Annotated in this window: 11 protein-coding genes; 8 read left to right on the top strand and 3 right to left on the bottom strand. The window is 69.3% G+C overall.

Features of this window, described 5'->3' with window-relative positions:
* The coding region (locus VFF46_RS16560; protein WP_325038015.1) for a bifunctional FO biosynthesis protein CofGH at positions 1-2128 on the top strand (2128 nt) is incomplete at its 5' end.
* Between the two features lie 32 nt (positions 2129-2160).
* Here VFF46_RS16560 and VFF46_RS16565 read toward each other — a convergent pair.
* Complete coding sequence (locus VFF46_RS16565) at positions 2161-2466, bottom strand: hypothetical protein (protein ID WP_325038016.1); 306 nt, start codon at positions 2464-2466, stop codon at positions 2161-2163.
* Positions 2467-2614: 148 nt separating this feature from the next.
* Between VFF46_RS16565 and VFF46_RS16570 the strand changes: the two genes are divergently transcribed.
* A complete protein-coding gene (locus tag VFF46_RS16570; RefSeq protein WP_325038017.1) occupies positions 2615-4546 on the top strand; it encodes a sensor histidine kinase in 1932 nt (643 codons plus the stop codon).
* Positions 4534-5172 (top strand): response regulator transcription factor, encoded by a 639-nt coding sequence (locus tag VFF46_RS16575; protein WP_325038018.1) that lies wholly within the window; start codon positions 4534-4536, stop codon positions 5170-5172. The genes VFF46_RS16570 and VFF46_RS16575 overlap by 13 nt, the downstream gene beginning before the upstream one ends.
* Before the next feature lie 474 nt (positions 5173-5646).
* Here the strand turns inward: VFF46_RS16575 and VFF46_RS16580 are convergent, their stop codons facing one another.
* A complete protein-coding gene (locus tag VFF46_RS16580) occupies positions 5647-6297 on the bottom strand; it encodes a hypothetical protein (protein ID WP_325038019.1) in 651 nt (216 codons plus the stop codon).
* Positions 6290-8212 (bottom strand): acyl-CoA dehydrogenase, encoded by a 1923-nt coding sequence (locus VFF46_RS16585; RefSeq protein ID WP_325038020.1) that lies wholly within the window; start codon positions 8210-8212, stop codon positions 6290-6292. Before VFF46_RS16585 ends, VFF46_RS16580 begins: the two co-directional genes overlap by 8 nt.
* Positions 8213-8300: 88 nt before the next feature.
* Between VFF46_RS16585 and VFF46_RS16590 the strand changes: the two genes are divergently transcribed.
* From VFF46_RS16590 to lanKC, 5 genes are all read left to right on the top strand, one after another.
* A complete protein-coding gene (locus VFF46_RS16590; RefSeq protein WP_325038021.1) occupies positions 8301-8708 on the top strand; it encodes a TOBE domain-containing protein in 408 nt (135 codons plus the stop codon).
* A complete protein-coding gene (gene modA, locus VFF46_RS16595) occupies positions 8708-9487 on the top strand; it encodes a molybdate ABC transporter substrate-binding protein (RefSeq protein ID WP_325038022.1) in 780 nt (259 codons plus the stop codon). Before VFF46_RS16590 ends, modA begins: the two co-directional genes overlap by 1 nt.
* A 56-nt stretch (positions 9488-9543) precedes the next feature.
* Positions 9544-10290 (top strand): molybdate ABC transporter permease subunit, encoded by a 747-nt coding sequence (modB, locus tag VFF46_RS16600; protein ID WP_325038025.1) that lies wholly within the window; start codon positions 9544-9546, stop codon positions 10288-10290.
* Entirely contained in the window at positions 10287-11360 is a 1074-nt protein-coding gene (locus tag VFF46_RS16605; protein WP_325038023.1) for an ABC transporter ATP-binding protein, read from the top strand. Before modB ends, VFF46_RS16605 begins: the two co-directional genes overlap by 4 nt.
* Positions 11361-11573: 213 nt before the next feature.
* Positions 11574-12981 (top strand): class III lanthionine synthetase LanKC (gene lanKC / locus VFF46_RS16610; RefSeq protein WP_325038024.1); only part of this gene is annotated, 1408 nt, incomplete at its 3' end.

Genomic DNA, 12981 nt, shown 5'->3' on the forward strand with positions numbered 1-12981 from the left:
GGACGAGGCCAAGCAGTGGCTCGACGAGCGCGGGTATGACTCGACGCTGGACTACGTGCGCGCCATGGCGATCCGGGTGCTCGAGGAGACCGGTCTGCTGCCGCATCTGAACCCCGGGGTGATGAGTTGGTCGGAGCTCTCGCGGCTCAAGCCCGTCGCACCGTCGATGGGCATGATGCTCGAGACCACGTCGCGACGGCTGTTCGAGGAGAAGGGCCAGCCGCACTTCGGCTCGCCGGACAAGGACCCGGCCGTCCGGCTGCGGGTGCTCGAGGACGCTGGGCGGTCGAACGTTCCGTTCACGACCGGGCTGCTGATCGGGATCGGGGAAACGCTTTCGGAACGTTCGGAATCCGTTTTCGCGCTCCGGAAGATCGCGCGGCAGTACAACGGGCTGCAGGAGATCATCATTCAGGGTTTCCGGGTGAAACCGGACACGGCGATGCGCAACGACGCCGACGTACCGCTGGACGAGTGGCTGGCGGCGATCGCCGCGACGCGGATCGTGCTCGGTCCGCGGGTCCGGGTGCAGGCGCCGCCCAACCTGGTCGATCTGGCTGAATGCCGGCAGTTGCTGGATGCCGGTGTCGACGACTTCGGCGGGGTGTCGCCGCTGACGCCCGACCACGTGAACCCTGAGCGGCCGTGGCCGCAGATCGACGACCTCGCGAAGGTGACCGCCGATGCGGGGTTCGTGTTGCGGGAGCGGTTGACGACGCACCCGGAATACCTGCGGGAGCCGTGGCTCGACCCGCGATTGATCTCACACGTCGAGGCGTTGGTCGACCCGGCCACCGGCCTGGCCAACGAGGCGGCGATGCCGGTCGGTCTCCCGTGGCAGGAGCCCGACGGCGGCTGGGACAGCGTCGGCCGCACCGACCTCCACACGGCCATCGACACCGAAGGCCGCCGCACCGAAACCCGCTCCGACTTCGACGCCGCCTACGGCGACTGGGACACCCTCCGCGAGGACGTGGCCGGTCGAACCGCTCCAGAACGTCTTGAAGGCGACGTCAAGGAAGCGCTGGCCGCTGCCGAGCGCGACCCCGCCGGGCTCTCCGACGAGCAGGCGTTGACGCTGATGACGGCGACCGGGCCGGCCCTGGACCAGTTGGCGCGGATCGCGGACGAGTTGCGGAAGGCCACGGTCGGCGACGACGTCACCTATGTGGTGAACCGGAACATCAACTTCACCAACGTCTGCTACACCGGCTGCCGGTTCTGCGCGTTCGCGCAGCGCCGCACCGACGCCGACGCGTACTCGCTCTCGATGGACGAGGTCGGGCAGCGCGCCGAGGAAGCCTGGGTGATCGGTGCGACCGAGGTCTGCATGCAGGGCGGCATCCACCCCGACCTCCCGGGTACGGCGTACGCCGACCTGGTGCGGGCGGTGAAGGACCGGGTCCCGGACATGCACGTGCACGCGTACTCGCCGATGGAAATCATCAACGGCTCGGTACGTACCGGCCTGTCCATCGAGGAGTTCCTGATCTCGGTGAAGGAGGCCGGCCTGGACAGCATCCCGGGCACCGCTGCCGAGATCCTCGACGACGACGTCCGCTGGATCCTCACCAAGGGAAAGTTGCCGACGGCAAGCTGGATCGAGGTGATCAGTACCGCGCACCGGGTCGGCCTGCCGTCCAGTTCGACGATGATGTACGGCCACGTGGACGCCCCGCACCACTGGGTCCAGCACCTGCGGACGATCGCCGCGGTCCAGGACCAGACCGGCGGCTTCACCGAGTTCGTCCTGCTGCCGTTCATCCACCAGAACTCGCCGATCTACCTGGCCGGCATCGCCCGCCCCGGCCCGACGTACGACGAGAACCGGGCGGTGCACGCGATGGCGCGGATCATGCTGCACGGCCGGATCGACAACATCCAGTGCTCCTGGGTGAAGCTCGGCGTCGACGGCTGCGTCGCGGTCCTGAACGGTGGCGTGAACGACATCGGTGGCACGCTGATGGAGGAGACCATCAGCCGGATGGCGGGCTCCAAGCACGGCAGCCGCAAGTCGATCGCCGAGCTGACCGCGATGGCGGACGCCGCCGGCCGCCCGGCGCGGCAGCGCACCACCACGTACGGCGAGGTCCCGGCCCGCCCGGCGACCCAGCTCGAACTCGCCTGACGCTCCTCCCTCCTGGAGCGCCAGGCGGGCGATCACTTGACCGGGTCGAGGTCGACGGCCCGGGTACGGCGCCTGCTGCCGACCCGCTGCCCGAGGGCGACGAGCAGGTTCCCGGCGAGGTAGATCCCGGCCGTGACGACGAAGTAGCCGATCGGCAACGTGTTCGGATCGGCCGGGAACGCCTGGTGGCTGCCGCCGACCCACGACCTCAGCAGATACAGCGTCTGGAATGTGAAGCAGTAGGCGTAGATCGCGATGTACACGACGTGGGCGACGAGCCGGTTCCGCAGGAAGAAGCCGAGCGGAAAGGCGAGCAGGACGGTGGCGATGGCGATCACGGGATTCCCCTTCTCGAGTAGCTGACTCCCTCACGATCGCCGCGCCGTACGGCCTGCCGCATCGGTGCTGCCGCCGGTCCTGAACCCCGGCCGGCCACTACGTGCTGGCACTGGTGCGCGGGACGCGTTCTGCGGTCATCATGTGGGTGTGTTCCGGCCTCGGCGTCTGGTCGTCGCCGCGACGGCTGTGTTCGTCGCGGCCACCGCCGTACGCATGGCGCTCGCCTACGGGCCGCCCTCGATCGGCGGTCCGGCTGAGTGGCCGACGTCGACCGCACTGCTCCTGCCTGCGTTGGTGCTGGGCTGTTTGGTGGTCGTTCGCGTTCCGGCGAGCCCGATCGGGCCGGCTCTCGCCTTGACCGCGACGATGCCGGCCGTCGTCTTCACGGTGGAGGACTGGGGAGCGACCTACCGGACCGGTCATCCCTGGCCCGCCGCACGCACGGTCGACGTGATCGGTTCGGGCGTGTGGGCGTGGCTGTTCCTCGGGTTCGTCACGCTGGTCCTGCTGTTCCCGGACGGCCTGCTGCCCGGCCGCCGCTGGAAAGTGCTCTGGGCCGCGGTACCGCTCGCGGCGGCGCTCGTGAACTTCACCGTCGCCTCCGACCCCGGCACCTACTCGGATGGCGGGTTCGGCAATCCCCCGTTCCGGCTGCCCGGGCCGCTGCGAGTGGCCCTGATCGTCATCACGTTCTTGGCCTTCCTCGGCGTTCTGCTCGCGGCCGCGTTCAGCCTCGTCGTCCGCTACCGGCGGGGCGATCAGCTCACGCGGCTTCGGTTGCGCTGGCTGATGGCCGCGGCTCTCGCCGTACCGATCCTGCTGGCCGCCAGCTGGCTGGCGACCGCGTTCGGGGTACCGGGCACGCTCGCCTACACCTGGTTCCTGGTGTCGATGCTGATCCTGGTACCGGCCGCGATCGCGGTCGCGATCCTGCGGCACGACCTGTTCGACGTCGACCGGCTGCTCGGCACGACCGTCAGCTGGATCGTGACGACGCTGATCTCGGCGGGTGTGTTCGCCGCGCTGGTCGTCGTGGTCGGCGGGTACTTCCCGGACCGGGTCGGCGTCACGGCGGCCGCGTTCGGCACCGCGCTCGTCCTGCTCCCGCTGTACCAGTGGATCCACCGCGCGATCGGGCGGCTGGTCGACCCGGACCGTACGGTCGTCCTGGATCGGATCCGCGACTTCGTCCGCCGGGTCCGCGATGGCGAGGCCGAGCCCGAACAGATCGAGCCCGTACTGCGCTCCGCGCTCGACGACCCGGCGCTCCGCGTGCTGCTCCGCCGCCCGGGTGCGGAGTTCGACGTACCCGCGGGCGCGATCCCGTTGCGGACCGGTGACTCGGTCGTCGGGGCCTTGGTCCTCGGTACGACGTCCGCGCGCCGGATCCGCCGCGCCCGCGAGGCCGCGGTCGAGGCCCGGCTGCCGATCGAGGTCAGCCGGTTGCGGCTGGAGCTCCGGGAGGCTCTCGCCGAGGTCCGGACCAGCCGGACACGGTTGATGGACGAGGTGAACGCGGAGCGGTTGCGGCTCGAGCGCGACCTGCACGACGGCGCCCAGCAGCGACTGATCGCGATCGGGATGCGGTTGCGGTCGGTGCAGTACCGGCTGACACCCGGCGACCCGGCGTACCGGGAACTCGACGAGGTGGTGGAGACGGTCGAGCACACCGTCGCCGAACTCCGGCGGATCGCGCACGGCGTCCGTCCGAGCCGGCTCGACGACGGGCTCGCGGTCGCGCTGCGGCACCTGGTCGCGGACAGTACGGTGCCGGTCGATCTCGTCGTTCCCGAGCTCGAGGTCGGTGAGAATGCCGCGACCGCGGTGTACTTCACGGTCGGCGAGGCGATCACGAACGCGCTCAAACACGCGCGAGCGACCCGGCTCTCGGTCTCGGTCGGCGTCACCGGTGAGGTACTGCGGGCCGTGGTGCGCGACGACGGCGTCGGCGGGGCCCGGGAGGGCTTCGGGCTGACATCGCTGCGGGACCGGGTCGCGTCGGTGGGCGGCGCGTTCACGGTGGACAGCCCACCCGGCGCGGGGACCGCGATCACGGTGGAGATCCCGTGCGCATCGTGATCGGCGAGGACTCCGCCCTGTTCCGCGAGGGCCTGAGCCGGCTGCTGACCGAGAACGGTCACGACGTCGCCGGTACGGCGGACTCTGCGGACGTGCTGCTCGACATCGTCCGCGCGGTGGACCCGGACCTGACGATCATCGACGCACGGATGCCGCCGACGATGACCGACGACGGCGCGCGGGCCGCGGTGACGCTGCGTGCCGAACGGCCCGACCGGCCGATCCTGATGCTGTCGCAGCACATCGAGACCCGGCACGTGGTGGAACTGGTCGGCACCGGCGGGTTCGGGTACCTGCTGAAGGACCGGGTACTGCGGGTCGCGGACTTCCTCGACGCGATGCGCCGGGTACAGGCCGGCGGGTCCGCGCTCGACCCGGAGATCGTCGCCGCGCTCGTCACCCCCACCCGGGCCGGCGATCCGCTGTCCGCGCTGTCCGCCCGGGAACGCGAGGTGCTCGCGCTGGTCGCGGAGGGCCGCTCGAACAGCGCGATCGCGGCGCAACTGGTGCTCGCCGAGCGGACCGTCGAGAGCCACATGCGGAGCATCTTCCAGAAGCTCCGCATCGAGGACGCCCCGGACACCCATCGGCGGGTGCTGGCGGTCGTCAAACTGCTCAAAATCTGACCAACTGCCCAGATCCTTGTTGTTGCAACAGGCAACATCTCTACGGAAAGTGAAGGAAGTTTTACTGAGCGTTGCTTACTTCAAAGGCAATGCAAATGTTTGAACCCGAGGATTCCCGGTAGCCCGGGCCGCATGACAGTTTTCTCATGTCGGCGACGGACGGGTCGCCGGCACTGGGTCCAGGTGGTTCCCGATGCACTCCCGTCCGCGACCGGACTGTACCTCCCCTGCCGGCCGCGGAATGGGTCTCGGGCCCGCCCTCCTTCGGGCCACTGCCCTCTCGGGGCAACAGCAGGACGCCGGCTGCGTCGGCGGGGTGTTGGTCGCCAGTGAGGTGGCGACCAACACCCGACGCGGCCGGCGTTTCTTTCTGGAGATCGCCTCGCCGTACTGGTGCTGCTGGGGACCAGTACGGCGGGGCGATTCCTTTCGGTACGGGCTGATTCAGTACAGGCTGGTTCGGTACGGGCAGGTTCAGTACGGGTAGGTGTCGTCGCGCCGGGTCGGGTCCAGGTCCCAGAGCGAGAACCGGACGATCTTGTGGGACTCCTCGCCGCCGCCCGGGACCAGGCCGAACGACTCGTACGCCTTGGAGCCCATGCCGTCCAGGTAGCAGAGCAGCTCGAACGCCGACTGGGCGTCCTCGATGTCGTCGATCGCGTCGTCGGTCAGCGCGTCGTCCGGGGCGTCCTCGGCGCGGCTGCGCACGTACCGCACGAAGGCGTCCGGGTCGGTGACCACGTAGTCGTAGCGCGCCTGGTAGCTGAGGCGGAGCCCGTTCTCCGGCAGCAGCGGCTCGTCGAGCTCGTCCAGGTCGTCCAGCCCGCCGCCCTCGACGATCTCCCGGTAGTCGGCAGGGTCGTCGAAGTCGTCCGGGCCGAGCGGCAGGTCGTCCAGCTCGTCGGGGTCGTACGAGTCGATGCCGAGGAAGATGTCGCCCCAGCCACGCTCGTGCACCGCGTCCGCGAGCGTCCGGGCCTGCACCCGGACGCTCTCGATCGCGGCGGTCGCCCGCAGGTCGTGCAGGTCCAGAGCGTCGGCCTGCTCCAGCAGCACCCGGGCCAGCTCGCGGGCAGCTTCGGCGGCCGACGCGGGTTCGATCGACTCAGAGGGCATCTCACTCATGCTGTGACGGTACAACGATGGGCACGTCCACCGCCGAGCCCGGTACGCCGAACGCGTCGACCAGGTCCACCGCCGCCGGACGGACGACCGCGCACAGCTCGTTGACCAGCGCGGTGATCGCCTTCGAGCGGCCCGGTGAGAGCCGTCCGTGTTCGAGGTACCACGCACGCTCCGCCTCGATCGTCACCAAGGCGTGCAGGTCGTACAGGTCGTGCAGCACCGGCCGGATCTCCTCCGGCGCGGCCTGCACCGCGGACTGGAACGCCTCCAGCACCACCCGGTCGACATGCGCCCGCCCGGCCGCGATCACATGGTCCTGGCACCGGTTGAACACATCGAACGCGTCGTCCCCGGCGTCGATCCCGGCCTTCAGCCGGCGCGCCACCCCGGACAGCATGTGCTCCTCGCGATACCGGAGCAGCCCCGAGTGGTACGCGTCGTCCCGCAGCCCGGCGTCCGGGTCCCCGGCGTCGCCCCGATTCGGCACGACGTCGCGCAGCCGCTCGATCAGCGGACGGAGCGCCGCCTTCTCGACCGCGATCTCCACCGCCTGCGCGGCCACGAACCGCGCCGTACCCAACGGGTCCAGCTCGCCGAACGAGCGCCGGTAGTCGGTCAGCAGGCCCTTCGCGACCAGCTGCAGCAGGACCGTGTTGTCACCCTCGAAAGTGGTGAAGACGTCGGTGTCCGCCTTCAGCGTGGCCAGCCGGTTCTCCGAGAGGTAGCCGGCGCCGCCGCACGCCTCGCGGCAGACCTGGATCGTCTCGGTCGCGTGCCAGGTGCCGAGCGCCTTCGTCCCGGCGGCCTGTGCCTCCAACGCCCGCCGGTCGTGCTCGTCCCGGTCATCGGTGAATACGCGGGCGAACTCCTCGACCAGCTCCGCCTGGGCGAAGTGCTGCGCATACGTCCGCGCGAGCAGCGGGAGCAGCCGGCGCTGGTGCATCCGGTAGTCGAGGAGGATCGTCTCCTCACTGCTCCCCGGCGCACCGAACTGCCGGCGCTGGGCGCCGTACCGGATCGCGATCGCGAGCGCCACCTTGCTCGCGTTGATCGCCGCGCCGCCGACCGACACCCGGCCCTGGACGAGCGTCCCGAGCATCGTGAAGAAGCGGCGGTCCGGGTTCTCGATCGGGCTGCTGTAGTTGCCGTCGGCATCGACCTGGGCGTACCTGTCCAGCAGGGCGTCGCGCGGCACCCGGACCTGGTCGAAGACGATCCGACCGTTGTCCACGCCGTTCAGCCCGAGCTTCGGGCCGCAGTCCGACAGGGTCACGCCGGGCAGGGCCGCGCCGCCCGAGTCCCGGATCGGCACCAGCAGGCAGTGCACGCCGTGGCTCTCCCCGCCGACCACCAGCTGCGCGAACACGGCCGCCATCCGGCCGTGGCGGGCCGCGTTCCCGATGTAGCCCTTGCGCGCCGCCGCGGTCGGCGTGTGTACGACGAACTCTCCCGTCGCCTCGTCGTACGTTGCCGTCGTGCCGAGGGCCTGCACGTTCGACCCGTGGCCGGTCTCGGTCATCGCGAAGCAGCCGAGCAGCCGCCCACTGATCGCGTCCGCCAGATACCGCTCGTGGTGCCGCTCGGTGCCGAGGTGCTGGATCGCGCCGGCGAACAGCCCGAACTGCACACCGGCCTTCACCATCAGCGACAGGTCGCCGAAGGCCAGCGTCTCGAAGCCGGCGATGAACCCGCCGAGGTCGGCCGCCCCGCCGTACTCCTTCGGGTACCCACGCGCGGGCAGCCCGGCCGCGGCCGACTCCAGCAGCAGGTCGAGAACCTTGTCCCGGTACTCGTCCCGCGGCAGTCGCACCGCCATGTCGCCCAGGTCGGCGTGCGCGCCCAGCGCGGCCCGCACGACGTCCCGCGCCGCCTTGTGCGGCCCGTCCAGATAGTCCCGCATCGCCGTTGTGCTCATGCCCATTAACTTACGAGGATTCGCCCACACTTTCCGTCACCGATCCGTGACTGTGGAAAACCTGGCATCAATCCGTATCTGCGGACGTATGCTGGCTGGCGTGCCGAGTTTGCGGGTAAGTGAGGCGGCTGCGCTTCTGGGTGTCAGTGACGACACGGTGCGCCGCTGGATCGATCAGGGGCGGCTGCCGTCGCAGCAGGAGAACGGGCGGATGGCGATCGCCGGGCAAGCGCTCGCCGCGTTCGCCCAGGAGCTGGCGGACTCGCCGGAGCCCGGGAACACCACCGCCGCCTCGGCGCGGAACCGGATGCGCGGAATCGTCACGCGGGTGCTCAAGGACGGCGTGATGGCGCAGGTCGAGCTGCAGGCCGGGCCGTTCCGGGTGGTGTCGCTGATGAGCCGCGAGGCCGCCGACGAGCTCGGGCTGGAGCCCGGTGTGATCGCGGTCGCCTCGATCAAGTCCACCCATGTCGTTGTCGAGATCCCGGAGGCCTGATGTTCCGCCGCACCGCGTTCGCCGCCCTCGCCGCTGTCGCCGCCTTCGCCCTCGCGGGCTGCGGGAGCAACACCCCAGCGGCCTCCACCCCCTCGACCTCCGGGACGCCGTCGCTGTCCGGCGAGATCAACGTGTTCGCCGCCGCCTCGCTGACCGGGACGTTCACCCAGCTGGGCAAGGACTTCGAGACCGCGCACCCCGGCGTGAAGGTGAACTTCAACTTCGACGCCAGCTCGGCGCTGGCGCAGCAGATCAACAAGGGTGCACCGGCCGACGTGTTCGCCTCCGCGGCGCCGAAGAACATGGACCAGGTGACGGACAAGAACACCCCGACCACCTTCGTCAAGAACACCCTCGAGATCGCCGTACCCAAGGGCAACCCGGGCCACATCACCGGCCTCAAGGACTTCACCGACAAGAGCAAGAAGATCGCGCTGTGCGCTCCTGAGGTGCCGTGCGGCGCGGCCGCGCAGAAGGTGTTCAAGGCGGCCGGGCTCACCGCCCAGCCGGACACCCTGGAGAAGGACGTCAAGGCGGCGCTCACCAAGGTCAGCCTTGACGAGGTCGACGCGGCCCTGGTGTACAAGACCGACGTACTGTCCGCCAAGGACAAGGTCGAGGGCATCGAGTTCCCGGAGGCGAGCAAGGCCGTCAACCAGTACCCGATCGCCACGCTGACCAAGGCGCCGAACCCCAACGGCGCCAAGGCGTTCGTCGACTACGTCCTGTCGGACAAGGGCAAGGCGATCCTCACCGCCGCGGGCTTCGACGCACCGTGAGTCGCCGTGGCAGGAGTACGACCGGGCGGTTGCCTCTCGTACTCCTGCTGCCCGCAATGCTCGGGCTGGCCTTCCTTCTCGTCCCACTGATCGGCCTGATCACCCAGGCGCCGTGGTCGACGCTCCCGGCGCGGCTGTTCAGCGCTGACGTCTGGCAGGCGCTCAAGCTGTCATTGGTCTGCGCTACCTCCGCTACGGCGGTGTGCGTAGTGCTAGGCGTCCCGTTGGCCTGGCTACTCGCCCGAGGTGAGCTGCCCGGCCGCAGCGTCATCAGAGCGTTCGTAACCGTGCCGCTGGTCCTGCCACCCGTAGTCGGCGGTGTAGCCCTGCTCCTGGTGCTAGGGCGACGCGGCCTGGTCGGTCAGTACCTCGACTCGTGGTTCGGCATCTCCTTGCCGTTCACAACAGCTGGTGTGGTCGTGGCGGAGGCGTTCGTGGCCATGCCGTTCCTGGTGATCTCCGTCGAGGGCGCCCTGCGCGCGGCGGACTCGCGGTACGAGGAGGCGGCCGCAACGCTCGGTGCCAGCCGCTGGATGACCTTCCGGCGCGTGACGCTGCCGTCGATCGCGCCGGGTGTTGTTGCCGGCATGGTGTTGTGCTGGGCGCGGGCGCTGGGCGAGTTCGGTGCCACCATCACGTTCGCGGGCAACTTCCCGGGGCGGACGACGACCATGCCGCTGGCCGTCTACCTGGCGTTGGAGACCGACCCGGACGTCGCCGTCGTACTCAGTCTGGTCCTTCTACTCGTCTCCGTCGTCGTCCTGGCGTCGTTGCGCGAACGCTGGATCAGTGGGCTGCGATGACTCTGTACGCCGACCTGCGGGTACGCCGTGGCGCCTTCAGCCTCGACCTGGACCTAACCGTCGAGCCGGGTGAGGTTGTCGCGCTTCTTGGACCCAACGGCGCCGGCAAGACCACCGCGCTGCGCGCCATCTCCGGCCTGCTCGCAGTGGACAGTGGACGCATCGCACTGGACTCCGCTGTATGGGACGAGCCGCCACGGACCTTCCGTACGCCGGACCGCCGCCCGATCGGTGTGGTGTTCCAGGACTACCTGCTGTTCAACCACCTGAGCTGCTTGGAGAACGTGGCGTTCGGGCTTCGTGCCCGCGGCATGGAGAAGCAGACCGCCCGTACGGAGGCTGCGCGCTGGTTGGAGGTCGTCGGACTATCGGAGTACGCACGTGCGAAGCCCAGGGCGCTGTCGGGTGGACAGGCACAACGCGTCGCGCTTGCCCGAGCACTGGCGACAGACCCCGAGCTACTACTGCTGGACGAGCCGCTCGCTGCGCTGGACGCCAGTACGACGCTGCACGTTCGCGCTGAGCTCGGTCAGCACCTGTCGCGCTTCGAAGGACACACACTGCTGGTCACGCACGACCCGCTGGACGCCATGGTGCTGGCAGACCGCCTGGTCATCATCGAGAACGGCCAGGTGGTCCAGGAAGGCAAACCCACCGAGGTAGCCCACCGCCCGCGCACCGACTACGTGGCGCAACTCGTAGGCCTCAACCTCTACCGAGGCACTGCGACTGGCACCACCGTCAAACTCACCGACGCCGGCAGCATCACCCTCGCCGAGCCGGCGACAGGTGAGGTCCACGTAGCCTTCCCGCCGACCGCAGTGAGCCTGTACCCGACAGCGCCCGCGGGCAGCCCGCGTAATACCTGGCCGGCCGTTGTCACCGGCATCGAGCAGCATGCCTACACCGTGCGGGTCCGGCTGAACGCCGCACCGGCGGGACCGGCCGATCTGCTCGCGGACATCACACCGGCCGCGGTGGCCGACCTGCACCTGCACCCCGGACTCGCACTCCACGCGACTCTCAAGGCCACCGAAGTACGCACCTACCCGTCCACGACACACACGTGACGAAGTTACGGGTTGTGATGGGTTCGGGACGGATTGACATGTTGTTACAGCGAGTTTCACGCTCAGAAGACCCGCAACCGTAACAACGAGTGTTTAGTTACTCACTCGTAGTACATGCGTTCTTCACATCTGAGTGATGACACAGTGCACTACGCCGAGCACTGAAAGACCTTCAGGATTTGTGGGGCACCACGAAAGGGGGGTCGGACAGTCATGCACGAGAGTTACGAGTTCTACTGCCTTGCGGATCGTCAGTTCTACGAGACGCCGGCCAACCGCGGTGCCGCGCACCCGGACTTCGCGATCACGCAGCGGCCGGTGCCGGACAGCTGGCAGCACGTGCCGGGCGAGCAGTGGATGCACTACGCGCCAGACGGCCTCCGGTTGCCCGCGCAGGGCTGGAAGATCCACGTGTCGGCGCGCCTGCAGGACGTCGAGCGGACGCTCGCGGCGGTCTGGGAGTACTGCGTCCCGCGCGGCATCGCGTTCAAGTTCCTGCGCAACGAGGCCGTGCTGGTGATGACGAACTCGAAGGCCGCACCCCGCGGGTCGAGCGGCAAGCTGGTGACCATCTACCCGACCGACGACGCGCAGCTCGAGCTGGTCCTCAAGGAGCTGAACGACGTACTGCGTGGCGTCGAAGGCCCTTATATCCTGAGCGATCTGCGCTACGCCGAAGGACCGCTGTTCGTCCGGTACGGCGCCTTCGTCAGCCGCTACTGCCTGTCCCCGGCCGGCGAACGTGTGCTGGCGATCGAGGACGTGCACGGCAACCTGGTCCCGGACCACCGCGGCCCGACCTTCGTCACACCGCCCTGGGTGCAGCTCCCGGACTTCCTGCAGCCGCACCTGGACGCGCGCAACGCGGTCACCACCAACGACCTCGCGTACACGATCGACGGCGTCATCCAGTTCTCGAACGGCGGCGGCGTGTACCTCGGCCACCACAACGAGAGCGGCGACCGCGTCGTACTCAAGGAAGGCCGTCCGCACGCCGGGCTGGACCTGGCCGGCCGGGACGCCGTGACCCGGATCGCCCACGAGCGCGACATCCTCGAGCAGCTCGACGGCCTCGACGCAGTGCCGCAGACCCACGACTACCTGCAGCTCGGCGAGCACCACTTCCTCGTCCAGGAGCACATCGACTCGGTGTCGCTGCAACGCGAGCTCGTCCGCCGGTACCCGCTGACGCATCCGGACGCCTCCCCGGCAGACAAGGCGGCGTACGCCGAATGGGCGACCGCGATGGTCGCCAAGGTCGGCGAAGCCGTCGGGCAGCTGCACGAGCGCGGTGTGGTGTTCTGCGATCTGCACCCCGACAACCTGCTGCTCGACGTGAACGGCAAGCTCACGCTGATCGACTTCGAGGTCGCGACGAAGGCGGAGGACCAGGCCCGCTCGACGCTGGCCCACCCCGGGTACGCCGCGCCGCAGGACCGGCAGGGCGTCGACGTCGACCGGTACGCGCTCGCCTGCATCGCGCTCGGCGTTTATGCGCCACAGGCAACCATTCTGCTGAATCTCCATCCCGGTAAGGCGTCCCACCTCGCGGACCTGATCGCGGAGACCTTCCCGGTGCCGCGCGCGACGCTCGACGACGCGGTCCGGACGATCGTCGGCG

This window comes from Kribbella sp. (assembly GCF_035655035.1).
Lineage (GTDB): Bacteria > Actinomycetota > Actinomycetes > Propionibacteriales > Kribbellaceae > Kribbella.